The sequence below is a fragment of the Lysobacter sp. DMC97 genome (genome assembly GCF_056313745.1).
On record NZ_JBQUZR010000007.1, the window covers coordinates 90,930 to 114,455 of the forward strand.

Below are 23,526 nucleotides of genomic sequence, written 5' to 3' on the forward strand. Positions count from 1 at the left end.
TCATCGAAGTCGGATCACGAGCGCTGGATCACGGACGGCATTCGATGACGTTGCCGCTGGCGTCGTGGCAGGTCGCGGTGCGGTTGTAGCCGTCGTCCTTGTTGCCGGTGACGGTCGCGTCGTAGCTGTTGCCGTTGCGGCCGGTGGCGTCGACGCTGCGGTCGAGCTGGCCGTCGACGAGCTTCGTGTCGGCGTCGTACTGGCCGCCCTGCGCGCCGGTGGCGTGCGTGGTGCGGCCGCCGTCGACGCTGCCGTCGGCGCTGCGGGTGAAGCCGCCCTGGGTGTTGCCGCTGCTGCGCGCGCCGCTCCACTGCGCGCCGGACTGGTGCTGCGCGCTGCCGTCGGCATTCCAGGTGGTGCTGCCGGCGCGCCCGGCGGTGCCGCCGTTCGGGCCGCGCACCGCTGCGCCGCTGGCGGCCTGGCCGTTGCCCTGGCCGTCGGTCTTCACGCCGCGGGCACGGGCGATGCCGCCGCCGTTCGGGCCGCGGGCACCGGAGGCGCGACCGGCGGTGATGCCGCCTTCGGCGTTCTGCACGGCGCCGCGGGCCTTCACCCGGCCGGCGGCGTCGGCATCGTGGGGCGCCAGCGCGAAGGCGGCGGCGAGGGTGCACAGGGCGAGGAGGGTCTTGTTCGGGGTCATGGCGGCGGTTTCCGGAAGGGAGGACGGAGGAGGCGGGGACGTGGAGGGGGCGTGGCGGATGCGGATCAGGACTGCGCGGCGAACATCGACACCAGGCGTTCGCGCAGTTGGGCGAAGCGGTCGAGGCGTTCGGCCATCGCCTTGCGCACGCGGGCCTGCTCGTCGGGCGTCAGCGATTCGTAGAGATCGAGCTGGCGTTCGCGCAGGGCGCGGGCTTCGGCGAGGTGGGCATCGAACTTGCGCTGGGCGTCGTTCGAGAACGCGCGCAGGTCGGGCGCGGGCTGGTCGAGCAGCGTGCGGAATTCGGTGACGCCGCTGCGCAGGTCTTCGCGACCGACTTGGCGCATCGCCGCGGCTTCGCTGCGCAGCGCGTCCCACTGCTTCGCATGCGCCGGCGTCAGCTTCAGCTGCGCCGCCGACGGCGGCAGGAGGGCATTGCCGCGGTTGGCGAGGCGCGGGGCGGAGAAGGCGGTGGTCGCGGCCAGCGACGCGGTCAGCGCGGCGGCGAGGTAGAGCATGTGGCGGGTCTTCATGGCGGGTCTCCGGGAGGAGCGGGGGTGTGGCGACAGCGTGCCGTCCGGCGCCGCGCGAGGCGTGTCGCGATTGCCCGCGAATGCGAGCGAAGGTGTCCGCGGTGCGGCCCGGACACATTCGTTTACAAGTCGGCCGCGCCGGGCCGTCGGTGCGGCGCCGTGGCGGCTTGTCCGGCGCCCGCCGGCGGCGACAATGGCCGCATGAACGCCTCCGCCGATTCACCCCGCGATCCCGATGCCGACGCTCCGTCTTCCGCCGCACCCGCGCCGCGCGTGCTGGTGGTCGACGACGACCTGCGCATGCGCGACCTGCTGCTGCGCTACCTCGCCCAGCAGGGCTTCGAGACGCTCGCCGCCGGCGACGGCCGCGAACTCGACCGCCAACTGTCGCGGCACCACGTCGACCTGATCGTGCTCGACCTGATGCTGCCCGGCGAGGACGGGCTGTCGATCTGCCGCCGGCTGCGCGGGCAGGGCGTGGAGACGCCGGTGGTGATGCTCACCGCGAAGGGCGACGAGATCGACCGCATCGTCGGGCTGGAGATCGGTGCCGACGACTACATGCCCAAGCCCGGCAATCCGCGCGAACTGGTCGCGCGCATCCGCGCCGTGCTGCGTCGCGGGCGCACGCCGCCGGGCGCGCCGCGCGAGGCCGGCGGGCGCGTGACGTTCGGCGGCTGCGTGCTGGATCTCGGTGCACGCACGCTGCATCGCGACGGGCAGGAACAGCGCATGACCACCGGCGAATTCGCGGTGCTCGCCGCGCTGGTGCAGCGGCCGCGGCAGGCGCTGACCCGCGACCAGCTGATGAGCGCCGCGCGCGGCCGCGAGCACGACGCCTTCGACCGCAGCATGGACGTGATGGTCAGCCGCCTGCGCAAGCTGATCGAGGACGATCCCAAGCATCCGCGCTGGCTGCAGACGGTGTGGGGCACCGGCTACGTGTTCGTGCCCGAGGACGCGGCGTGAGGCCGCAGACGCTGCAGGCGCGGCTGGTGCTGCTGCTGGCGGCGGTCGTCGTCGCCGCGCTGCTGGCGGCGACCGCGGCGTTCGGCCTGTCGACGCGCCAGCCCGGCGGCGAACGTCTGGTGCGCACGCTGCACGCGCAGGTGCTCGCCGCCGACGCGCTGCTGGCGGAACGCGATGCCGCCGCGTCGCAGGACGGCCTCCGTGCGCTCGCGATCGACTGGCGCGCGACGCCGCCGGCCGATGAAGGCGCGGGCCTGCCGTTCCTGCAGCGCACCGGGACGCGGCTCGCTGCGCGGCTGCCCGGGCGAGAACTGCGCTGGGCGGGATCGCCGGCGCGGCTGTGGGTGCAGGCGCGGGCGCCGGCGCAGGGCTGGATCGGCATTCCCGTGGTCGGCGCGCGCGAGCCGCTGCGTCGCGGGCTGCTGCTGTCGCTGCTGGCGATCGGCGCGCTGGTGCTCGCGGCGTCGGCGTGGTTCGCGCGCGGGCTGGCGCGGCCGCTGCAGCGACTCGCGGCCGCCGCGCCGGGGATCGTCGCCGGCGAACCGCCGCCGCCGGTGCCGGCGGGAGCCAGCATCGAGATCGCCGGACTGCGCGACGCGCTGGCCGATGCCGCCGAGCGCACCCGCGCCGCCGCGCGCGACCGCGAACTGATGCTGGCCGGCATCTCGCACGACATGCGCACGCCGCTGGCGCGGCTGCGTTACGCGCTGGCGCTGGTGCCCGAGATCGGCGACGACGACCGCGCCGGCATGGAGCGCGACATCGACGAACTGGACGGCATCGTCGGCCAGTTCATCGACTTCGTCCGCGACGGTCGCGACGAGCCCGCGGTGCCGGTCGATCTCGTCGCACTGCTGCAGGCGCTGGCCGCCGACGAGGCCCGCCACGGCCGCGACTGGACACTGCGGCTGCCGGCGGCCGCGCCGCTGCCGGCCCGGCCGCTGGCGCTGCGGCGGGCGCTGGCCAACCTGTTCGACAACGCCGCGCGTCACGGCGCGGCGCCGTTCGAGGCCGCGCTGGAGGCCGTGGACGGCGGCTGGCGGATCCGCGTGTCCGATCGCGGCCCGGGCGTGCCCGACGCCGCGCTGGCCGACCTCGGCCGGCCGTTCCACCGGGTCGACGCCGCCCGCGGCACGCCCGGCAGCGGGCTGGGCCTGGCGAGCGTGGCCCGGGTGGCCGCGGTGCACGGCGGCCGGCTGGCGCTGCACAACCGCGACGGCGGCGGGCTGACGGTGGAACTGGTGCTCGCCGCCGGGCAGCCTGCCTGAGCGTGCGCCCGAACGGGCGCCGCGGCCGGCCCGCCGGACGCGTTGTGGCAGAATGCCGGGCCGTCTCCGCCGAATCGCGCCCGATGCCGCTGCCTCAGTCCCGCGCTTCCGCCATGCCCTGTCCCGCTTTCCCGCATTGCTGGCGAGCCCGCTGACATGGCCGACCAGACCGGACACCTGCCGCGCACGCCGGCCCGCATCTTCAAGGCCGCGAAATGGTCCTGGCAGGGCCTGCGCGCCGCCTGGCTGCACGAGTCCTCGTTCCGCCTCGAGGTCTACCTGCTGGTGGTGCTCGCGCCGCTGGCGTGGTGGCTGGGCGGCACCGCGATCGAACGCGTGCTGATGATCGGCAGCTGCCTGCTGGTGCTCAGCGCCGAACTGTTGAACTCCGCGGTGGAAGCGGTGATCGAACGCTACGGTCCCGAATTCCACGAACTGGCCGGTCGCGCCAAGGACATGGGCTCGGCCGCGGTGTTCGTGCTGATGATGAACGTCCTGCTGGTGTGGGGCCTGATCCTGGGCGAACGCTACCTGTGATCCGCCGCGTGTGCGGTCCGGGATCGGATCGCGCGCTCCGCACCGTGTGTCCCCCTTCGCGTCGAGATGCCTGTCCCCGATGATGTCCCTGCTTGCCGATCCGCAGACGTGGATCACCCTGTTCACCCTCAGTGCGATCGAGATCGTGCTGGGCATCGACAACCTGGTGTTCATCTCCATCGCCGTCAGCCGCCTGCCGCATGACCGGCGCGAACGCGCGCGGAAGTTCGGCATCGCCGTCGCCTGCATCACCCGCATCGCGCTGCTGCTGACGCTGGCCTACCTGGCGGGCATGACCCGCGACCTGTTCACGGTGTTCGGCCAGGGCGTGTCGATCCGCGACCTGGTGCTGATCCTCGGCGGCGTGTTCCTGGTGGTGAAGGGCACGGGCGAGATCCGCGACCTCGTCGAGGGCGAGGGCGAAGCCGAGGACATCGACACCAAACCGAAAGCCGTGTTCTGGGCGGTGATTGCGCAGATCGCGGTGATCGACATCGTGTTCTCGCTGGACTCCGTGATCGCCGCGGTCGGCATGGCCAACCAGAAGCCGGTGATGGTCGGCGCGATCCTGCTGTCGGTGGCGGTGATGCTGTGGGCCGCCACGCCGATCGGCCGCTTCATCGAGCGCAACCCGACGATCAAGATGCTGGCGCTGGCGTTCATCGTGCTGGTCGGCGCGTTCCTCGTGGCCGAGGGCTTCGGCGCCCACGTGCCGAAGGGCTACATCTACTTCGCCATGGGCTTCTCGGCCGTGGTCGAAAGCCTGAACCTCTGGGTCCGCAAGCGCGCCGCCGAGCGGGTGCCGGCCGAATGAGCCGGCTGCGGCCGATGTCCGTCGCGTTCGCCGCCGCAGGGCTGGTCGTCATGCTCGCCGGCTGCGGCCCGCAGTCGCCGCCCGAACCGCCGGCTTCGGCTCCCGCAGCCGCGACGCCGCCACCGGCGTCGCTGCCGCCCGGCCCGCCGATGCGGCCATTCGTGCCGCCGGTCGATCCCGGCGAACAGCCGGTGGAGCCGGTGACGCCGCCCGGTGGCCTGCCGGTGCCGATGCCGCCGGCGCCCGGCACACCGCCGCCGCCGCAGCCGGTGCCCGTGCCGCCGTCGGGCAGCGCGCCCGGTCGCTGAGGCAAGCCGCACGCGCGTTGCGCCTGGGGGGCGGGGGTGCTGCAATGGCGCCTTCGACCTGCCGGAGATCCCCCATGCGCATCGTGCGATTCCTCCTTGCCGCGCTGCTGATCGCCAGCCTGTCCGGCTGCGGCTACAACGAGATCCAGCGTCAGGACGAAGCGGTCAAGGCGTCGTGGTCGCAGGTGCTGAACGTCTACAAGCGCCGCGCCGACCTCATCCCCAACCTCGTGGCGACGGTGAAGGGCTACGCGCAGCAGGAGCAGACCGTGCTGCTGGGCGTCACCGAGGCCCGCGCCAAGGTCGGGCAGATCCAGGTGAACCCCGACGACGCCGATTCGCTGAAGCAGTTCCAGCAGGCGCAGGGCGAACTGTCCGGCGCGCTCAGCCGGCTGCTGGTGGTCAGCGAGAACTACCCGCAGCTGAAGTCGGACCAGGTGTTCCTCGGCTTGCAGACGCAGCTGGAAGGCACCGAGAACCGCATCACCGTCGAGCGCCAGCGCTACATCGAGGCGGTGCAGACCTACAACACCACGATCCGCGAGTTCCCGGTGAACCTCACCGCGAAGATGTTCGGCTACGCGCCGAAGCCGAACTTCACGGTCGAGGACGAGCAGAAGATCCAGGACGCGCCGAACGTCGATTTCGGCGACACCACGAAGCCGGCGGGCGGCTGAGGTCGACGCCGTCGCGCCCGCGATGAACACGTTCGCGCGCCTGCTGCGCCGCGCCGCCGCGCCGCTGCTCGCGGCGCTGCTGTGCCTGCCGGGCGCGGTCGTGCTCGCCGAGACGCTGGCGCCGATCCCCGCGCTCGACGCACCCGTGGTCGACACCACCGGCACGCTGTCCGCGGCCGACGTCGCGCGGTTGCAGGCGCTGGCGCTGGACCTGCAACGGCGCAAGGGCAGCCAGCTCCAGATCCTGATCGTGCCGACCACCGCGCCCGAGAGCATCGAGCAGTACGCGCAGCGGGTGTTCGACCAGTGGAAGCTCGGCCGCCAGGGCGTGGACGACGGCGTGCTGCTGCTGGTCGCGAAGGACGACCACCAGGCGCGCATCCAGACCGGCTACGGGCTGGAGGGCGCGGTCCCCGACATCACCGCCGGGCGGGTGATCCAGGAATACCTCGTGCCGAAGTTCCGCGCCGGCGATTTCGCTGGCGGCCTCGACGACGCCACCGCGCAGCTGGTGCGGCTGATCGACGGCGAAGCACTGCCGGCCCCGATGGCACCGTCGGCGCAGGGCGGCAAGGGCGGCGGCGACGGCCTGTTCCTGCTGGTCTTCCTGATGTTCTTCTTCCGCGGCCTGTTCGGCTGGCTGCCGCGGCTGGTGCGGATGCCGCTGTTCGCCGGCGGCGCGGGGTTCATCGCGTGGGCGATCACCCATGCGCTGCCGTGGACCGCGTTCGCGGCGGTGGCCGGGTTGCTGATCGGCGCCATCGGCGGCGCGCGCAGCGGCTTTGCGCGCGACTCCGGCTGGGGCGGGTTCGGTGGCGGCGGCTGGGGCGGCGGGTCGTCCGGCGGTGGCTGGTCGGGCGGTGGCGGCGGTGGCTGGTCCGGGGGCGGCGGCAGCAGCGGGGGCGGTGGCGCCTCCGGCAGCTGGTAGGGGGACGCATGCGACTCTTCCGCCATCTCTTCGCCCGCTCCGCGCATCGCCTGTTCCCGCAGGCGAGCCTGGAGCGCATCGCCCAGGCCATCGCCGCCAACGAACTGCGCCATCGCGGCGAGCTGTGCTTCGCGGTCGACGCCGCGCTGCCGTGGGCCGCGCTGCGCGCCGGCATGACCGCACGCAATCGCGCCGAGCGCGTGTTCGCCGAACTGCGCGTGTGGGACACCGAGGAAAACAACGGCGTGCTGATCCATCTGCTGCTGGCCGACCGGCGGATCGAGATCGTCGCCGACCGCGGGCTGTCGATGGTCAGCGCCGAACAGTGGCGGGGCGTCTGCCTCGCCATGGAAGAGCGCCTGGCCGCCGGCGAGCCCGAAGCGGCGGTGCTGCGTGGCGTGGCCGCCGCCGGCGACCTGCTGGCCGCGCATTTCCCGCGGATCGAGGGCGTGGCCGACCGCAACGAATTGCCCGACCTGCCGCGCATCCTCGATTGAGGCGCATGGCCGGACCCTCTGCCGGGCGCGCTCCGGCACAATACGCGGACCTCCGCCGCATGCACCGCCGATGACGTTCCTGCACGATCTCGACCCGATCATGGTCCAGTTCCCGGCGTTCACGCTGTTCGGGAACGATTTCCACCCCGCGGTGCACTGGTACGGCGTGATGTACCTGCTCGGCTTCACCGCCGCGTGGTTCCTCGGCCGCAGCCGCGTGCGTGCCGGACGCCTGCCGGGCGTCGACGAGCAGGCCTACGGCGACCTGCTGTTCTACAGCATGCTCGGCGTGATCTTCGGCGCGCGCATCGGCTACATCCTGGTCTACGACCTGTCGAGCTACGTCGCGAACCCGCTGCAGGTGTTCAAGCTGTGGGAAGGCGGCATGAGCTTCCACGGCGGCCTCGTCGGCGTGCTGGTCGCGTCTTTGTGGTGGGCGCGCAAGCACCGCATGCACTACTTCGATGTGGTCGATTTCGTCGCGCCGCTGGTGCCGCCGGGACTGGGCTTCGGCCGCCTCGGCAACTTCATCAACGGCGAACTCTGGGGCAAGTACACGCACGGCGGCTGGGGCGTGATCTTCCCGCGCGCCGAGCCCGAGTTGCAGGCGTACGACGCCGCCACGCTGCAATCGATGCACGCCAGCGGCGCGTTCGATGCGCTGGCGCGGCATCCCTCGCAGCTGTACCAGGCGTCGCTGGAAGGGCTGACGCTGTTCTGCGTGCTGTGGTGGTTCTCGCGCAGGCCGCGCCCGCGCTACGCGGTGGCCGGACTGTTCGCGCTGCTGTACGGCTGCTTCCGGTTCCTCGTCGAATTCGTGCGCCTGCCCGACCCGCAGATCGGCTATCTCGCCTTCGGCTGGCTGACGATGGGCCAGGTGCTGAGCCTGCCGCTGGTCGCGCTGGGGCTCGTGCTGCTGTGGCGTTCGCACGGCGCGCCGACGCTGCAGCCGCAGCCGGTGTCGGCGTCCGCAGCGGAGCCCGCCGCATGAAGGCCTACCTCGACCTGCTGCGCGACGTGATCGAACACGGTAGCGACAAGGCCGACCGCACCGGTACCGGCACCCGCAGCGTGTTCGGCCGGCAGATGCGCTTCGACCTGCGCGACGGCTTCCCGCTGGTCACGACCAAGAAGCTGCACCTGCGCTCGATCATCCACGAACTGCTGTGGTTCCTGAAGGGCGAGACCAACATCGCCTACCTCAAGGCGAACAAGGTCGGCATCTGGGACGAATGGGCCGATGCCGACGGCGAACTCGGCCCGGTCTACGGCAAGCAATGGCGGCGCTGGACCGGTGCCGACGGCCGCGAGATCGACCAGATCCGCTGGGTCGTCGACGAGATCAAACGCAATCCCGATTCGCGCCGGTTGATCGTCAGCGCCTGGAACGTGGCCGACCTGCCCGACATGGCGCTGATGCCCTGCCACACGATGTTCCAGTTCTACGTCACCGACGGCCGCCTCAGCTGCCAGCTCTACCAGCGCAGCGGCGACCTGTTCCTCGGCGTGCCGTTCAACATCGCCAGCTACGCGCTGCTCACGCACATGGTCGCGCAGGTCTGCGACCTCGGCGTCGGCGACTTCGTGCACACGCTCGGCGACGCGCACATCTACGCGAACCATTTCGACCAGGTCCGCGAGCAACTGTCGCGCGACACGCGCCCGCTGCCGACGCTGCGCCTGAATCCCGACGTGAAGGACATCTTCGGCTTCAGTTACGACGACATCGCCATCGACGGCTACGACCCGCACCCGGCGATCAAGGCGCCGGTGGCGGTGTGAGCGTCGCGCTCGTCCTCGTCGCCGCGCTCGATCGCCGCCACGGCATCGGCCGCGGCAACACGTTGCCCTGGCACCTGCCCGACGATCTGAAGCGCTTCAAGGCGCTGACGCTCGGCAAGCCGGTGCTGATGGGCCGCAAGACCGCGGAATCGCTTGGACGCGCGCTGCCGAAGCGGCGCAACCTCGTGCTGACGCGAAGCGGACGGGTTCCGTTCGACGGAATGGAAGCGGTGGCTTCACTGGACGAGGCGCTGGCGCTGGCCGCGCGGGACGGTGCATCGGAACTCTGCGTGATCGGCGGCGGCGAGATCTACGCGATGACGCTGCTGCGGGCGACGCGGCTGCATCTCACGCACGTCGACACCGTCGTCGACGATTGCGATGCGCACTTTCCCGACGTCGATCCCGCGCAGTGGCGCGTGGTCGCGCGCGAAGCGCATGCCGCGGACGAGCGCCATGCGTTCGCGTTCGACTTCGTCGAGTACCTCCGATGCGGTTGATCGCGTCCCTGCGCAGCGGGCTGATCCTCGCGTGCATGCTCTCCCCGGTTGCGTCGGGCCAGGCCATCTCGCCGGGGCAAGGGGATCCGGCCGAAATGCCGGCGCCGCCGCCCTCCCCGATGTCGCCGCCCGGGACTCCGGTGCCGCCCCGGTTGCCTCGCGACCCCGAGGATCTGCGCAGAGAGATCTATGCCATGCCCGCGAAGCACGCCCTCTTCGTTGTCTACGATGCGCTGCCGGAGCGGTCGCGCCCGCAGCGCATCGTCCTCCTGGTGCGTTATGGCGCGGACGGTGTCCTGAGCGATGTGCGGATCGAAGGTGGCTCGGGCAACGTCGGGCTGGATGCGGCGGCGTTGGCCTGGGCGCGCCGGGTGCGGCTGATTCCGAGCGACGAACCCGGCGAGGGCAAGCTTCCGATCGATTTCACCGTCCGGCCGCCGCCGCTGCCGCCACGCGCCCGCCCTGCGGCAGACCCGGCCGGTAGTGCCCGGTGATCGGATACGCGAAGAGGATGTCGTCCTCGCGCGTGCCGTGGCCGATGTTGTGCAGCACCAACGGCGCGTGCGTGAACGGCGAGCGGCGGTCGCTGACGATGCCGATGTGGTCGAGATGGCCGGGCAGCATCCACGTGACGATGTCGCCCGGGCGGTAGTCGTCGTCGCGATCGGTCACCGGCACCGACCACCCTTGGCGGTCGAACCAGACCTGCAGGTTCGGCACGCGGCGATGGTCGATGTTCGCATCCGGTGCGCGCAGCCCCCACTTCTTCGGATAGATCTCGAAGTGCGCCTGCATGTCCTCGTGCACGCGTTGCTGCAGGTCGAGGCCCTGCGTGCGCAGCGCCCGGATGACCACGTCGGTGCAGACGCCGCGGTCCTGCGGCACGTCGCCACCGGGGTAGGGCAGCACGACGTAGGCCGGGTCGTAGCGCAGGGTTACGCCGATCTGCGCGCGTGCCGCGGCGACGAGGGGCGGTGACGCCGGTGGAACGGAAGACGAAGTCGCCGATGCAGTGCCTTGCGGCGAAGTCGCGGGCGTCGTGACCGTGCGGCCGTTGCAGCCGGCCATGGCGATGGCGAGCAGCACGATCGCCGACCACGCCGCGACCGTCGCCCGCGGCATCAGTCCTGCTCCGCTCCCGGGTTGGCGACCTCGCGCCCCGGCACCTGCACGAGGCACAGGTCCTCGCTGTCGAGCCGCAGCGCGGTGAGCTTGCCGCCCCAGACCGCGCCGGTGTCGATGGCGTGCACGCCGTGGCCGATGAACAGGCCCAGCGTCGACCAGTGGCCGCAGACGATCTTCAGATCGCGCTCGGTGCGGCCCGGCACTTCGTACCACGGGTACAGCCCGGCCACCTGCGTGCCCGGCGCACCCTTTTCGTTGAAGGCGATGCGGCCGCGCGGCGAGCAGTAGCGCAGGCGGGTGAAGATGTTGATGATCGCGCGCTCGCGCTCCACGCCGCGCAGCGCCGGCGACCACGCGGGGTAGTCGCCGTACATGTTGCGCAGCAGCTTGCGGCGGCCGTCGCCCTGCAGGCGACGTTCTACCTCGCGGGCGTGTTTCTCGGCGTGCACCGTGCTCCACTTCGGCGCGAGGCCGGCGTGGATCATCATCCAGCCGAGCGTGCGATCGCTGTGCACGAGCGGGCGCTCGCGCAGCCAGCCGATCAGCGCGTCACGGTCGTCGGCGAACAGGATGCGCTGCAGGTCGGTGTTGACGCGCCGCTGTTCGTCCGCGGTGCGCTCGGAAATCGCCAGCAGCGACAGGTCGTGGTTGCCCAGCACCACCGTGCTGTGCTCGCGCAGCGAATGCACCAGCCGCAGCGTTTCCAGCGATTCGCCGCCGCGGTTCACCAGATCGCCGCAGAACCACAGCCGGTCCTGCGCGGGATCGAAGCGGATCTTGTCCAGCAGGCGCTGGGTGGGGCCGTAGCATCCCTGCAGGTCGCCGATCGCCCAGACCGCCATCAGTGCAGCGTCCTGGGGATGCACAGCACGAAGGTCGGGATCGGCGCCTGGAATTCGGTGCCGTCGTCGGCGCGCAGCGTGTACGCGCCTTCCATCGTGCCGTACGGAGTGTTGAAGAACGTGGTCGAGGTGTACTCGAAGCGTTCGCCGGGCCGCAGCCGCGGCTGTTCGCCGACCACGCCTTCGCCCTCGACCTCGCGCAGTGCGCCGACGGCGTCGACCACGCGCCAGTGGCGGGCGATCAACTGCGCGGGGCGCGCGCCGGTGTTGCGGATGCCGATCGTGTACGCGAAGTAGTAGAGGTCCTCGCCGGGCCTGGATTGCTCGTCGAGATAGCGGGTCGCGACGTCGATCGCGATGGCGAAGTCCGGAGTGTCCTGCATGGCGACAGTGTAGGGCCTGTCGCCGGTCTTGCGGACGGTTCTCGTCTGTCCGGGCTCAGTCGCCGGCGGTGGTGTCGGTCCGCGCGAGATTCGCCAGCCGCACGAAATCGGCGACCTCCAGCCGCTCGGCGCGGGCCTGCGGATCGATGCCCGCGGCCTCGATGTCCGTGGTCGAGCACACGCCGCCCAGCGCGTTGCGCAGGGTCTTGCGGCGCTGGCCGAAGGCGGCGCGGACGACCTCGGCGAAGCGCTTCGGGTCATCGATGCCGATCCGGTCCGCCGGTTTCGGCACCAGCCGCACCACTGCGGAATCGACCTTCGGCGGCGGCCGGAACGCGCCCGGCGGCACCTTGAACAGCGCGGTCACCGTGCAATACGCCTGAAGCATCACGCTGAGCCGGCCGTAGACCTTGCTGCCCGGTGCGGCGGCCATGCGATCGACCACTTCCTTCTGCAGCATGAAGTGCATGTCGCGGATCGCTGCGGCGTGGTCCAGCGCGTGGAAGAGGATCGGCGAGGACAGGTTGTACGGCAGGTTGCCGACGAGGCGGATGCGCGCGTCGCCGGCGACCTCGCGGGCCAGCGCGGTGAAATCCACGTCCATCACGTCGGCGTGCACCAGGCGCAGCTCGCCGTGGGCGCGCGCCTGCGCAGTGAGCGGCACCAGCAGGTCGCGGTCGAACTCGATCGCGGTCAGCGCGCCGTGGCGTGCGAGCAGCGGAAAGGTCAGCGCGCCCTGGCCCGGGCCGATCTCGACGAAGGTGTCGCCGGGCCGCGGATCGATCCCCAGCAGCATCTTGTCGATGACGCCGCGCTCGTGCAGGAAGTGCTGGCCCAGCGCCTTCTTGGCGGGGCGGACGAAGGTTTCGTCGTCGTCGTGGCGATCGCTCATGCGTCTCCCGCGCGCATCAGCCGCGTCTTCGCGAGGCGGGTGCAGGTCTCGATCGCGGCGAACAGGCTGGACGGATCGGCCACGCCGCGGCCGGCCAGTTCCAGCGCGGTGCCGTGGTCGACCGCCACCCGCGGGTAGGGCAGGCCAAGGGTGAGGTTCACCGCCTGCTCGAAGCCGCTGTACTTCAGCACCGGCAGCCCCTGGTCGTGGTACATCGCCAGCACCGCGTCGAAGCCGGCCAGTTTCGCCGGCAGGAACGCGGTGTCCGCCGGCAGCGGACCGATCAGCGTCCAGCCCTCGCCGCGCAGGCGGTCGAGCAGCGGAATGATCAGGTCCAGTTCCTCGCGGCCCAGATGGCCGTCCTCGCCCGCATGCGGGTTGAGGCCCAGCACCGCGATCCGCGGCACGGCGATGCCGAAGTCCTCGCGCAGCGCGGTGTGCAGGATGCGCAGCGTGCGTTCCAGTCCGTCGGCGGTGATCGCGTCGGGCACTGCGCGCAGCGGCAGGTGCGTGGTCGCCAGCGCCACGCGGACGACGTCGTTGGCGAGCATCATCACCACCTCGCGGCGGGCCTGCGCGGCCAGCAGCTCGGTGGTGCCGGAATAGGGGATGCCGCCGGCGTTGATCGCGGCCTTGTGCACCGGGCCGGTGACGATGCCGTCGCACAGGCCCTGCAGGCAGGCGCCGGCGGCGGTTTCCAGCGAGGCGATGACGGCGCGGGCGTTGCGTGGCTCGGGATGGCCGAAGGCGGCCGCGACGGCGTGGGGAATCTCGACGTGGGCCAGCCGGCCGGGACCGGCGGCGGCATCGTCTTCGGGGGAGATCAGGCGCAGCGGCAGGCCGACGGCGTCGGCGGCGCGCAGCAGGGTGTCGCGGTCGCCGTAACAGACGAGCCGCGCCTCCCAGTCACGCTGGGCGGCGCGGACGACCAGTTCGGGGCCGATGCCGGCCGGCTCGCCCGGGACCAGCGCGAGGCGGGGCCGGCGGGACATCGCTCAGCCGCCGGCCACGCCGGCGGTGCGGATGTCGATGAAGGCTTCGCCGCGGATCTCGCGCAGGAAGCGGTTCCACTCGTCTTCCAGCTTGCGCTGGCCGATGCTCTCGCGGATCTGGGCGCGGCGGTTGTCGTCGCTGGCCTTGCCCTGGCGGGTTTCCAGCCGCTGCACGATGTGCCAGCCCGCCTGGGTCTTGAACGGCGCGGAAACCTGGCCGTCGCTCAGGCCGGCGACCTGGGCGCCGAAGTCCGGGCCGTAGTCGTCCTGCCCGAACCAGCCGAGGTCGCCACCCTTGGCCTTGCTCATGTTGTCCTGCGAGTTCTCGGACGCCAGCTGGGCGAAATCGGCGCCGCCGGCGACGCGGGCGCGCAGGCTTTCCAGCTTGGCGCGGGTCGCCGTGTCTTCCTTGGCGTCCGCGGTGCGGATCAGGATGTGGCGCGCGTGGTACTGGGTGACGGTGCCGCCGCCGGCCGGGGCGTTGTTGCGGATCTCCTCCAGCTTGATCAGCTGGAAGCCGCTGGGGCCGCGGATCGGGCCGATGATCTGGCCGGCCTGCATGTTGTGGATGGTGTTGGCGAAGCTGGCCGGGATCTGGTCCAGGCTGCGCCAGCCCAGATCGCCGCCTTCCAGCGCGTTCGGGCTGTCGGAGTAGCGCACGGCGGCGGCGCTGAACTCCATCTCGTTGCGGTCGAGCAGGCCCTTGATGCCCTCGATCTTCTTCTGGCCGGTGGCAATCTGCTCGGCGGTGGCGCCCTCGGGCAGACCCACGAGGATGTGTGCGAGGTGGTACTGGGCGTTGCCGCCGGCCTGCGCGGCCATGGCCGCGTCGACCTCGGCGTCGCTGACGCTGATCTTGCTCTGGGCGAAGCGCTGGCGCAGGCGCTGGCTCATGATCTCGTCGCGCAGCGAGGCGCGGAAATCGGCCATCGTCATGCCGTCGCGGGCCAGCTGCTGGCGCATCTGCTCGGCGTTGATGTTGTTCTGGCGGGCGATGTTGGCGACCGCGGCGTCCACTTCCTCGTCGCTGATGCGGATGCCGGTGGTGGCGGCACGGGCGCTTTGCAGGCGCATCAGGATCAGGCGTTCCAGCACCTGGCGCTGGAGCACGTCGGCCGGCGGCAGCTGGCTCTCGCGGCCGGCGTACTGGCCGCGGATGTTGGCGACGGCGCGATCGAGTTCGCTCTGCAGGATGATGTCCTCGTCGACCACCGCGGCGATGCGGTCCAGGGGCTGCTGCTGGGCGAGGGCGGAGACGCTGCCGGCCAGGAGGACGGCGGCGAGAAGGGCGCGGAGCGGTCGGATCATGGGATCGAATCTGAAGAGGGAAGTTCGCCGCCACGCGTCTGGGGGGGCGGCACGAGGGACAGATCCTCGCGGTAATAGCCGAGGATAGCACGGCGCAACCGGCCTTCCGTGTCCGGGCCAGCGGAGCCTAATCCCTTCAGTTCGATCTCCAGCTGAATGGCGTTGTCGAGCTGTTCGCCGCGGTGGCGCAGGTAGCGGCGGTCGACCAGGCGCACGGCGATGCAGCAGCTTTCCCACTGCACGCCGGCGATGCCTTCCAGCAACTGGTTGTCCCGCATCGAGTAGTAGTAGCGGCCGACCAGGCTCCAGTTGGGGTTGATCGGGTACAGGAACGACAGGTCCGCCTGTTCCAGCAGGTCGCGGCGGTAGCGGTAGCCGAGGTTGACGATGCCGTTGTCGCCGATCAGGTAGCGGGTGCGCAGGCTGGCGAGGTCGCGGCGGCCGGACTTCGGGTCCCACTGGTAGGACGCACCGATGGTCCAGCGGTCGTTGGGCGCGTAGTTGACGTCGACGACCCAGGCCGACTTGCCCTGTTCGACCGGCCGCTCGCCCGGCACGGTCACGCGGGCGTCCTCGAAGTAGCGGATCTGGCCGAGGCTGGCGGACAGCTTCTCGTGGCCGTCGCTTTCGCGGATCAGGCGGGTGGACACGGCCAGGGTCAGCTGGTTGCCATCGGCCTGGCGGTCGGCGCCGGAGTAGCGGTTGTCGCGGAACAGCTGGCCCCAGCCGAAGGTCAGCGGGCGGGTGTCGAACAGCGGGATGCCGCTCTGGTCGCGGTAGGGCGCGTTGAAATAGAAGATCCGCGGTTCCAGGGTGTGCAGGTAGTCGTCGCCCCGGAAGCGGGTGTGGCGATCGAAGAACAGCCCCGCGTCCAGGGTGGTGATCGGCAGGCTGCGGGTGGGGCTGTTGTCGCGGCCGGGCAGGGCGCGGTCCTTCTCCAGCGCGTAGCCGGTGTAGCGCCAGCCGAGGGTCGGCTTGACGAACCAGCTCGCGCCTTCCAGCGGCAGGCTCAGGTACGGGTGCAGGTCGATGCGGCTGCCGCCGGCGAACTCGGCGTGGTCGAAGCGCACGGCCTCCGCGTCGACGCCGGTCTCCAGCAGCGGCAGGACGCGCTTCTGCCAGCGCACCTGGGCACGCGGCAGCCGGTTGTAGGGCAGGTTGGCGTCGGTCAGGGTGAAGTCGGCCAACTGCCAGTGGTCGGCCATGATCGTGGCCTCCCAGTCGTGGCCGCGGCCGTACAGCCCGAGGTCGCTGAGGACGAACGAGTTGGCGCCGCCGTTGATGTTGTTGCTGGCGTCGTCCAGGTAGCGGGTGTCGCTGATCCAGCCGAGGTTCGCCCGGGCCTGCCAGTGCGGGCCGAAGTCCTGGCTGCCGGCGAAGCGGGCGAAGCCGCGGTCGTGGGCGCGGCGGTTGGCGACCGGCACGCCTTCGGCGATCTCGGTGTCGCGCTCGCGGTCGGTCAGGTTGTCGGACGGCAGGAACGCGGCGTCGAACACACCGCGGCTGGTCGGGGTGAGGAAGCGGAATTCGCCGCCCAGCTGCAGGCCGCGCTTGCTCATGAAGCGCGGATTGAGCGTGGCGTCGTAGTTCGGCGCGAGATTCAGGTAGATCGGCTGGCGCCAGTCGAACCCGTTGCGCGAGGACTGCGACACCGACGGATACAGCAGGCCGGTGCGGCGGCGGTCGTCGATCGGGAAGCGGAACCACGGCAGGTACAGCACCGGCACCTTGCCCACGCGCAGGGTGGCGTTGCGGGCGGTGCCCATGCCGGCGGCGGTGTCGACGTCGATGCGCTGCGCGCGCAGCTCCCAGCGGTGGTCGTCCGGCGGGCAGGTGGAATAGGTCGACCCGTACAGCGAGCCGATGTCGCCCTTCATCTCGACCCGCTTCGCGCCGCCGTTGCCGCGCCGTGCCACCAGCTGGTAGCGGATGTCCTCGAGTTCGTGCGTGTCCTTGCCCTGGTCGCCGCGGGCGCGGGCCGCGATCAGGCGCATGCCGCTGTCCTGGTAGCGCACGCTGCCTTCGGCCTCGTAGGTTTCCTTTTCCTCGTCGTAGCTGAGGTGGTCGGTCGCCAGCACCTGGTCGCCGCGATGCAGCAGCACGTTGCCGGTGTAGTTCAGGACCTGGCCGACGCTGCCTTCCAGCGAGTCGCCGCCGATCTCGGTGTTCTGCTGCGTGCGGTCCGCGGACGTGCCGGCGGGCGCCTGGCTGGCCGGCAGGTCGGTGAAGGCGGGGACGGCATCCTCCACCGGGCACAGGGCCCAATCCTCCGGACGGTCGTCGGCCGCCTGCGCGGACAGCGACATGGCGATGCAGAGGGGCAACGGCAGCAGGCGAAGGTGTTGGCGCACGCGGTGGACCCGGTCGGAACGAATCGGATTAGCTTGACGCATCCGCCCCGGGGGGGCAACGCGCGACCGGCGCCGCGAGGGCGGCGGCCTTCAGCTCCGCAGCGCGCCGACGTGCGCCACGCTCGCTTCGCGCAGGGCCTGCAGGTCGTAGCCGCCTTCCAGGCTGGAGACCACGCGGCCGTCGGCATGGCGATCTGCGATGGCCACCAGTTCCCGGGTGATCCACGCGAAATCGTCCGCCTCCAGCTGCAGCTGCGCCAGCGGATCGCGGCGGTGCGCGTCGAAACCCGCGGAGATCATCATCAGTTGCGGCCGGAAGGCGTCCAGCTGCGGCAGCAGGCGGTCGCGCCAGGCGGCGCGGAACGCCTCGCCGCCGGCGCCCGGCGGCAGCGGTGCGTTGAAGATGTTGCCGACGCCGCGGTCGGCGACGTGGCCGCTGTCGGGGTACAGCGGCATCTGGTGCGAACTGGCGAACACCACGCGCGGCTCGGCATCGAAGATCGCCTGCGTGCCGTTGCCGTGGTGCACGTCGAAATCGGCGATGGCCACCCGCGACAGCCCGAAGCGTTCGAGCGCGTGCGCCGCGCCCACCGCGATCGAATTGAACAGGCAGAAGCCCATCGGCGCGCAACTGGTGGCGTGGTGGCCCGGTGGCCGCACCGCGCAGAACGCGCGCTTCACCTCGCCGTTGAGCACCATGTCCACCGCGGCCACCACCGCGCCGGCGGCACGCAGCGCAGCCTCGGCCGAGCCCGGCGACAGCACGGTGTCCGGGTCCAGCCACATGCGCTGGCCGGGCCGGGTTTCCAGCACCGCGTGCAGCAGCGGCTCGGTGTGCACCCGCAGCAGCTGGCCGCGGGTGGCGCGCGGCGCCTCGCACCATTCGAGATCGGGGAAGGCCTCGCGCAGACCTGCGGTGACCGCCGCCAGCCGCTCCGCGCATTCCGCGTGCCCCGGCCCGGTGTCGTGGGCGAGGCAGGCCGCATGCGTGAAGACCGGCACGTGCGTCATTGCGGGCGGCGACGCTCGTGCTGCCAGAGGACCTCGCCGTGGCCGTCGTGGCGGGCCAGCACCCGCGCCAGCACGAACAGCAGGTCGGACAGCCGGTTGAGGTAGCGGATCGCCTGCGGCCGCACCGCATCGTGGTGCGACAGCGTCACGCATTCGCGCTCGGCGCGGCGGACGATGGTGCGCGCCAGATGGCAGCGCGCCGCGCCTTCGCCGCCGCCGGGCAGGATGAAATCCTTCAGCGCCGGCAGCGGGTCGTTGTAGTGGTCGAGCCGCTGTTCCAGGCGCTCGATGTCGGCGTCCTGGATCGCGGCGTGGCCGGGGATGCACAGCTCGCCGCCGAGGTCGAACATCTCGTGCTGCACGGTCGTCAGCAGCGTGCGCACGTCTTCGGGGAGTGATTCGACCGCCAGCAGCACGCCGATCGCCGAGTTCGCCTCGTCGACGGTGCCGTAGGCCGACACCCGCGCCGAATCCTTCGCGACGCGGCTGCCGTCGCCGAGGCCGGTCGTGCCGTCGTCGCCGGTCTTCGTGTAGATCTTGGAGAGACGGTTACCCATCGGCCGGATCCCTGTACGGCGTGGCGTAGCCCGGAAACAATGTGATTCCGGGCGCGGGCGGTCAGACCGTCTGCGGGCGCAGCGCCGGCACGCGGGCGCGCAACAGCGCGAAGCCGCCGAACAGCACCGCGGCGTAGAACAGCGTGCCGAGCACGGTGTTCTGGAAGAACGGGATGCCGGCGACGTAGGCGGCGATCAGGCCGGCGCCGGTCTGCGGGTACATCGTGCTGCCGTACCACGCGAAGAAGTTGGTGACGACGAAGAACAGCACCGAGCCCGCGAGCGAAGCACCCAGCACGCGCGCGCCGCCGGCGCGACCGCGCAGCGCGAAGCCCAGCACGGTGCAGAGCGCGATGGAGACGTAGACCGACCAGAACGACAGGCTGGTCATGTAGCTCCAGTAGATGCCGCCGGCGGCGAGGCCGAGGATCAGGTCGGAGGCGAACATCGCCAGCAGCGGCATCGCCAGCGCGAACCCGCGACGGGCGAAGAAGGCGCCGCCGAAGAGGCCCATGGCTTCCACCGGCGAGAAATTCTGCGGATGCGGCAGCAGGCGGCTCAGCGCGGCCAGCGCGATCATGCCGGCGATCAGGAGCGGACCCGGCGCGAAGAGGCTGCGGGCGTCGGAGGCAGGGGCGGTGCGGTCGGCGGGAGCAGTCATCGGCGTCGGCAAGGTGGGGGTGGGCGTCGGGGAATGCAGAGGCGGTAGCATAGCGCAATGTCTTCGCCCGACCCCGTGCCATCGTCCCCGTTGTCCGTCGACGGGCCCGTTCATGATGTCCTGATCGTCGGCGGGGGCCTCGTCGGCGCCAGTCTCGCGATCGCGCTGGACGGCCTCGGCCTCGACGTGGGCCTGATCGAGGCCGCGCCCGCGGGCGCGCTGCCCGCGGTGTTCGACCAGCGCAACCTCAGCCTCGCCGAGGCCAGCCTCCACGCGCTGAAGGCGCTCGACGTGCTGCCGCGGCTGCGCGCGCCGACCGGCGCCATCGCCCGCATCCACATCAGCCGCGCCGGTGACTTCGGCCGCGTCCTGCTGCAAGCCGCCGACCACGGCCGCGCCGCGTTCGGGCAGGTCGTGGTCGCCCGCGATTTCGGCGAAGCGCTGGAGGCGAAACTCGCCGATCTTCCGCGTCTGCGTCGTCATCGTCCCGTGCGCTTCCTCGGATTCGACGACGATGGCCTCGGCCCGCTGCGCCGCATGCGCGTGGCCGATGCCGACGGCGAACGCACGCTGGCCGCGCGGCTGGTGGTCGCCGCCGACGGCACCGCCAGCGCCGTGCGCGAGGCGCTGGGCATCGCGGCCGAACGCCACGACTACCGGCAGACGCTGTTCGTCGCCCGCGTGCGCGGCGAACGCGCACCCGACGGCACCGCGTGGGAACGCCTGACCGACACCGGCCCCACCGCCGTGCTGCCGCGCGGCGACGGCCACTACGGCGTGATCCACGGCGTCGCCACCGACGAGGCCGATGCCGTGGCCGCGCTCGATGATGCGGCCTACGTCGCGCGGCTGCAGCGCGTGTTCGGCTGGCGTGCCGGCCGGTTCCTCTCGGTCGGGCCGCGCAGCGCGTATCCGATCGTGCGCGTGCTCGCCGAACGCCTGGTCGCGCCGCGCGCGGTCGTGGTCGGCAATGCCGCGCAGACGCTGCATCCGATCGGCGCACAGGGCTTCAATCTCGGCCTGCGCGACGCGCTGACGCTGGTCGAATGCATCGCCGCCGGCCGCGCCCGCGGCGAGGACGCCGGCGATGCCGCGGTGCTCGCCGAACACGCGCGTCGCCGTCGCGACGACCGCGCGCGCACGCTCGCCTTCTCGGACGGGCTCGCGCGCCTGACCGCCAATCCGTCGCCGCTGGTGTCGCCGCTGCGCGGCCTCGGCCTGCTCGCGCTCGACCACGACGCCGCGCTGCGCGCGCAGCTCGTCGGCAGCGCGATGGGCTATCGCGGCGACGTGCCCGCCCTCTGCCGTGGAGTTGCCGCATGAGCCGTCGTCCCGTGTCCGGCCGCCGCGCCGATGCCGCCGTCGTCGGCGGTGGCGTGGTCGGCGCCGCCTGCGCGCTGGCGCTGTCGAAGCAGGGCCTGCAGGTCACGCTGATCGAGCAGGCCGAACCGCCGGCGTGGTCGGCCGCCGAGCCCGACCTGCGCGTCTACGCCTTCGCCCCCGACAACGCCGCGCTGCTCGATTCGCTCGGCGTGTGGGACGCGGTGACCGCCGCGCGCGCGCAGCCGTACCGGCGCATGCGCGTGTGGGACGCCGCGGGCGGCGACGAACTGCGTTTCGATGCCGACGCGTTCGCGGTGCCGCAGCTGGGCTGGATCGTCGAACACGCGCTGCTGCAGGACCGGCTGTGGGCGGCGCTGCGCGCGTCGAACGTGACCGTGCGCTGCCCGGCCTCGGTCACGGCGCTGGAGCAGGCCGACGATGGCGCGACGCTGGAACTCGATGACGGCCTGCGCGTGGACGCGCGCATCGCGATCGCCGCGGACGGCGGGCGCTCGACGCTGCGCGACCTCGCCGGCATCGCCACCCGCACCGAGGACTACGTGCAGCGCGGCGTGGTCGCCTACGTCGCCACCGAGCGTCCGCACGAGGACACGGCGTGGCAGCGCTTCCTCCCGACCGGGCCGCTGGCGTTCCTGCCGTGCGGCGCGTGGCCCGATGCACCGCACGTGAGCTCGATCGTGTGGACGCTGCCCGACGCTGAAGCCGCGCGCGTGCTCGCGCTCGACGACGCGGCCTTCGGTGAAACGCTGGGACGCGCCTTCGCCGGGCGCCTCGGCGCGTGCCGGCCGCTGACGCGCCGCGTCGGCTTCCCGCTGCGCCGGCAGCTCGCCGACGCCTATCTCGCCGGCCGCGTGCTGGCGATGGGCGATGCCGCGCATGTCGTGCATCCGCTGGCGGGGCAGGGCGTGAACCTCGGCCTGCGCGATGTGTCCGCACTGGCGGCGACGGTGGCCGATGCGCAGGCGAAGCGCGCCGACTGGGCCGCACCGCATCGCCTGCAACGCTGGGCGCGCGCGCGCCGCAGCGACGCCACCGCCTCGGCGCAGGCCTTCAGCCTCATCAACCGCGTGTTCTCGAATGACGACGTTGCCGCGACCCTGCTGCGCGGCCGCGCGCTGGGCCTCGCCGGCGCGATCCCGCCGCTCGGTCGCGCGCTGTGGCGGCACGCCGCGGGGATCTGACCCGTGCGCCGCCGATGCGCTGTCTCCGCTGTCGCGTGACGTCGGCAGCGCCCTCCTTCCTTCCGATCCGACGCTCCCATGATCCTGCACTGGCATTTCGATCCCGTCCTGTTCTCGCTCGGTCCGCTGACCGTGCGCTGGTACGGGCTGCTGTTCGTCGGCGGCTTCTATCTCGGGCTGATGATGCTGCAGCGCATCTTCCGCAGCGAAGGCCGCGATCCGGCGCAGGCGGAGCGGTTGTTCATGTATGCGCTGCTGGGCACGGTGATCGGCGCACGGCTGGCGCACTGCCTGTTCTACGAGCCTGCGTACTACCTGGCGCATCCGCTGGCGATCCTGCGCATCTGGGAAGGCGGGCTGGCCAGCCACGGCGGCGTGGCCGGGCTGCTGATCGGCCTGTGGCTGGGAACCCGCGGGCTGGTGCCGCGCCCGGCCTTCCTCTGGCTGGTCGATCGCGTCGCCATTCCCGGCGCGTTCGTCGCGGTGTGCATCCGGATCGCGAACTTCCTCAACTCCGAGATCGTCGGGCTGCCGACGTCGGGGCGCTGGGGCGTGGTGTTCGAGGCCGTCGACGCGCAGCCGCGGCATCCCGCGCAGCTGTACGAGGCCGCGGCCTACCTGCTGGTGTTCGGCCTGCTGGCGTGGCTCTACCGACGCTACGGCGCGCGCACGCCGCACGGGCTGTTGTCGGGCGTGCTGCTGGCGGCGATCTTCGCCGCACGCATCGCGGTGGAGTTCGTGAAGACGCCGCAGGCCGCCTACGAAAAGGGCCAGACCTTCACCGTCGGCCAGTGGCTGAGCGTGCCGTTCGTGCTGATCGGCATCGGCATGGTGGCGCGGGCGTTGCGCGGGCCGAAGCCCGTGGCGGACACTGCCGGCGCCGCCTGATCACGCCCGGTACATCCCCATCCTTCACTCGAGAACGCGCATGGACCCACGCAATCCCTATGCCCCGCCGCAGGCGGTGGTCGCCGATGCCGGCCAGGGGGCCGGCGAGCAGGCGCCGCCGCTGTGGAACCCGAACGCCTCCGCACTCTGGGGGCTGGTGCTGACGCCGACGTTCAGCGCGATCCTGCACATGAAGAACTGGCAGGCGCTGGGCGACCCCGCGCGCGCCGCATCGGCGAAGCACTGGGCGATCGGCACGGTGGTCTTCACGGTCGTGAGCGCCGGGCTGGCACTGGTGCTGCCCGAATCGCCCGGGCTGGACCTGCTGTTCCGTTTTTCCGGCCTGGGCGTGCTGCTGGCGTGGTACTACGGCAACGGCAAGGCGCAGGTCGAACACGTCAAGCAGCGGTTCGGCGATGCCTATCCGCGGCGGAGCTGGGCGGTGCCGCTGTCGCTAGGCTTCGCGGCGGTGCTGGCGCTGCTGATCGTGGTGTTCGTGCTCGCGTTCGCCGCCGCGATCGTCGACGCGCAGTCCTGA

The 23,526-nt window shown here is 71.8% G+C and carries 27 protein-coding genes and 1 pseudogene; 16 read left to right on the forward strand and 12 right to left on the reverse strand.

Annotated features, from left to right (window positions below; all coding sequences use genetic code 11):
- Positions 1 to 28 precede the first annotated feature (28 nt).
- A complete protein-coding gene (locus ACT53Q_RS15865) occupies positions 29 to 640 on the reverse strand; it encodes a hypothetical protein (protein WP_476187624.1) in 612 nt (203 codons plus the stop codon).
- Between the two features lie 65 nt (positions 641 to 705).
- On the reverse strand, positions 706 to 1,173 hold the full coding sequence (locus ACT53Q_RS15870) for a Spy/CpxP family protein refolding chaperone (protein WP_476187625.1): 468 nt from the start codon (positions 1,171 to 1,173) through the stop codon (positions 706 to 708).
- A gap of 201 nt (positions 1,174 to 1,374) precedes the next feature.
- Here ACT53Q_RS15870 and ompR point away from each other — a divergent pair, with 201 nt between their 5' ends.
- From ompR to ACT53Q_RS15930, 12 genes are all read left to right on the forward strand, one after another.
- The gene (gene ompR / locus ACT53Q_RS15875; protein WP_476187626.1) at positions 1,375 to 2,142 is read left to right on the forward strand and encodes an osmolarity response regulator transcription factor OmpR; all 768 of its coding nucleotides are present in this window, start codon (positions 1,375 to 1,377) and stop codon (positions 2,140 to 2,142) included.
- The gene (locus ACT53Q_RS15880; protein WP_476187627.1) at positions 2,139 to 3,410 is read left to right on the forward strand and encodes an ATP-binding protein; all 1,272 of its coding nucleotides are present in this window, start codon (positions 2,139 to 2,141) and stop codon (positions 3,408 to 3,410) included. Before ompR ends, ACT53Q_RS15880 begins: the two co-directional genes overlap by 4 nt.
- A gap of 156 nt (positions 3,411 to 3,566) precedes the next feature.
- Positions 3,567 to 3,947 carry a diacylglycerol kinase gene (locus ACT53Q_RS15885; protein ID WP_476187628.1) on the forward strand — a complete coding sequence of 127 codons (381 nt, stop codon included), beginning with the start codon at positions 3,567 to 3,569 and terminating at the stop codon, positions 3,945 to 3,947.
- 82 nt (positions 3,948 to 4,029) lie between these two features.
- Positions 4,030 to 4,761: a TerC family protein gene (locus ACT53Q_RS15890; protein WP_476187629.1), complete on the forward strand. Its 732-nt coding sequence runs from the start codon at positions 4,030 to 4,032 to the stop codon at positions 4,759 to 4,761.
- A gap of 14 nt (positions 4,762 to 4,775) precedes the next feature.
- Positions 4,776 to 5,069: a hypothetical protein gene (locus tag ACT53Q_RS15895; protein ID WP_476187630.1), complete on the forward strand. Its 294-nt coding sequence runs from the start codon at positions 4,776 to 4,778 to the stop codon at positions 5,067 to 5,069.
- 74 nt (positions 5,070 to 5,143) lie between these two features.
- Complete coding sequence (locus ACT53Q_RS15900) at positions 5,144 to 5,746, forward strand: LemA family protein (RefSeq protein WP_476187631.1); 603 nt, start codon at positions 5,144 to 5,146, stop codon at positions 5,744 to 5,746.
- Between the two features lie 22 nt (positions 5,747 to 5,768).
- The gene (locus tag ACT53Q_RS15905) at positions 5,769 to 6,674 is read left to right on the forward strand and encodes a TPM domain-containing protein (RefSeq protein ID WP_476187632.1); all 906 of its coding nucleotides are present in this window, start codon (positions 5,769 to 5,771) and stop codon (positions 6,672 to 6,674) included.
- An 8-nt stretch (positions 6,675 to 6,682) separates the two neighbouring features.
- Complete coding sequence (locus ACT53Q_RS15910; RefSeq protein ID WP_476187633.1) at positions 6,683 to 7,171, forward strand: TPM domain-containing protein; 489 nt, start codon at positions 6,683 to 6,685, stop codon at positions 7,169 to 7,171.
- Between the two features lie 70 nt (positions 7,172 to 7,241).
- Positions 7,242 to 8,162: a prolipoprotein diacylglyceryl transferase gene (lgt, locus tag ACT53Q_RS15915; protein ID WP_476187634.1), complete on the forward strand. Its 921-nt coding sequence runs from the start codon at positions 7,242 to 7,244 to the stop codon at positions 8,160 to 8,162.
- Positions 8,159 to 8,953 (forward strand): thymidylate synthase, encoded by a 795-nt coding sequence (locus ACT53Q_RS15920; RefSeq protein WP_476187635.1) that lies wholly within the window; start codon positions 8,159 to 8,161, stop codon positions 8,951 to 8,953. The genes lgt (ACT53Q_RS15915) and ACT53Q_RS15920 overlap by 4 nt, the downstream gene beginning before the upstream one ends.
- Positions 8,950 to 9,453, forward strand: a complete 504-nt coding sequence (locus tag ACT53Q_RS15925) for a dihydrofolate reductase (protein ID WP_476187636.1) — start codon at positions 8,950 to 8,952, stop codon at positions 9,451 to 9,453. The genes ACT53Q_RS15920 and ACT53Q_RS15925 overlap by 4 nt, the downstream gene beginning before the upstream one ends.
- Entirely contained in the window at positions 9,444 to 9,947 is a 504-nt protein-coding gene (locus ACT53Q_RS15930) for an energy transducer TonB family protein (protein WP_476187637.1), read from the forward strand. Before ACT53Q_RS15925 ends, ACT53Q_RS15930 begins: the two co-directional genes overlap by 10 nt.
- Here the strand turns inward: ACT53Q_RS15930 and ACT53Q_RS15935 are convergent.
- The 10 genes and pseudogenes from ACT53Q_RS15935 to ACT53Q_RS15980 form a co-directional block, all read right to left on the reverse strand.
- Positions 9,877 to 10,575, reverse strand: coding sequence for a DUF1287 domain-containing protein (locus ACT53Q_RS15935; RefSeq protein WP_476187638.1), 699 nt, complete (start codon positions 10,573 to 10,575; stop codon positions 9,877 to 9,879). The genes ACT53Q_RS15930 and ACT53Q_RS15935 overlap by 71 nt on opposite strands.
- A gap of 17 nt (positions 10,576 to 10,592) precedes the next feature.
- Positions 10,593 to 11,420, reverse strand: a pseudogene (locus ACT53Q_RS15940) (symmetrical bis(5'-nucleosyl)-tetraphosphatase); the annotation flags it as partial.
- Positions 11,420 to 11,803 (reverse strand): Co2+/Mg2+ efflux protein ApaG, encoded by a 384-nt coding sequence (gene apaG, locus ACT53Q_RS15945; RefSeq protein ID WP_476170260.1) that lies wholly within the window; start codon positions 11,801 to 11,803, stop codon positions 11,420 to 11,422. The pseudogene ACT53Q_RS15940 and the gene apaG, both read right to left, overlap by 1 nt.
- Positions 11,804 to 11,858: 55 nt before the next feature.
- Positions 11,859 to 12,695, reverse strand: a complete 837-nt coding sequence (gene rsmA / locus ACT53Q_RS15950; protein WP_476187639.1) for a 16S rRNA (adenine(1518)-N(6)/adenine(1519)-N(6))-dimethyltransferase RsmA — start codon at positions 12,693 to 12,695, stop codon at positions 11,859 to 11,861.
- The gene (gene pdxA / locus ACT53Q_RS15955) at positions 12,692 to 13,687 is read right to left on the reverse strand and encodes a 4-hydroxythreonine-4-phosphate dehydrogenase PdxA (RefSeq protein WP_476187640.1); all 996 of its coding nucleotides are present in this window, start codon (positions 13,685 to 13,687) and stop codon (positions 12,692 to 12,694) included. Before pdxA ends, rsmA begins: the two co-directional genes overlap by 4 nt.
- 3 nt (positions 13,688 to 13,690) lie before the next feature.
- Positions 13,691 to 14,995, reverse strand: coding sequence for a peptidylprolyl isomerase (locus tag ACT53Q_RS15960; RefSeq protein ID WP_476187641.1), 1,305 nt, complete (start codon positions 14,993 to 14,995; stop codon positions 13,691 to 13,693).
- Positions 14,992 to 17,346, reverse strand: coding sequence for an LPS assembly protein LptD (gene lptD / locus ACT53Q_RS15965; RefSeq protein WP_476187642.1), 2,355 nt, complete (start codon positions 17,344 to 17,346; stop codon positions 14,992 to 14,994). Before lptD ends, ACT53Q_RS15960 begins: the two co-directional genes overlap by 4 nt.
- Before the next feature lie 90 nt (positions 17,347 to 17,436).
- A complete protein-coding gene (locus tag ACT53Q_RS15970) occupies positions 17,437 to 18,348 on the reverse strand; it encodes a histone deacetylase family protein (RefSeq protein ID WP_476187801.1) in 912 nt (303 codons plus the stop codon).
- A 5-nt stretch (positions 18,349 to 18,353) separates the two neighbouring features.
- The gene (locus ACT53Q_RS15975; protein WP_476187643.1) at positions 18,354 to 18,914 is read right to left on the reverse strand and encodes a cob(I)yrinic acid a,c-diamide adenosyltransferase; all 561 of its coding nucleotides are present in this window, start codon (positions 18,912 to 18,914) and stop codon (positions 18,354 to 18,356) included.
- A 61-nt stretch (positions 18,915 to 18,975) separates the two neighbouring features.
- Entirely contained in the window at positions 18,976 to 19,575 is a 600-nt protein-coding gene (locus tag ACT53Q_RS15980) for a DUF6580 family putative transport protein (protein ID WP_476187644.1), read from the reverse strand.
- A 57-nt stretch (positions 19,576 to 19,632) separates the two neighbouring features.
- On the opposite strand from ACT53Q_RS15980, the gene ubiH reads away from it, so the two are divergent.
- From ubiH to ACT53Q_RS16000, 4 genes are all read left to right on the forward strand, one after another.
- Positions 19,633 to 20,898, forward strand: a complete 1,266-nt coding sequence (ubiH, locus tag ACT53Q_RS15985) for a 2-octaprenyl-6-methoxyphenyl hydroxylase (RefSeq protein WP_476187645.1) — start codon at positions 19,633 to 19,635, stop codon at positions 20,896 to 20,898.
- Positions 20,895 to 22,100, forward strand: coding sequence for an FAD-dependent oxidoreductase (locus tag ACT53Q_RS15990; protein ID WP_476187646.1), 1,206 nt, complete (start codon positions 20,895 to 20,897; stop codon positions 22,098 to 22,100). The genes ubiH and ACT53Q_RS15990 overlap by 4 nt, the downstream gene beginning before the upstream one ends.
- A gap of 78 nt (positions 22,101 to 22,178) precedes the next feature.
- Positions 22,179 to 22,988 carry a prolipoprotein diacylglyceryl transferase gene (gene lgt / locus ACT53Q_RS15995; RefSeq protein ID WP_476187647.1) on the forward strand — a complete coding sequence of 270 codons (810 nt, stop codon included), beginning with the start codon at positions 22,179 to 22,181 and terminating at the stop codon, positions 22,986 to 22,988.
- A 40-nt stretch (positions 22,989 to 23,028) separates the two neighbouring features.
- Positions 23,029 to 23,526, forward strand: a complete 498-nt coding sequence (locus ACT53Q_RS16000; protein WP_476187648.1) for a hypothetical protein — start codon at positions 23,029 to 23,031, stop codon at positions 23,524 to 23,526.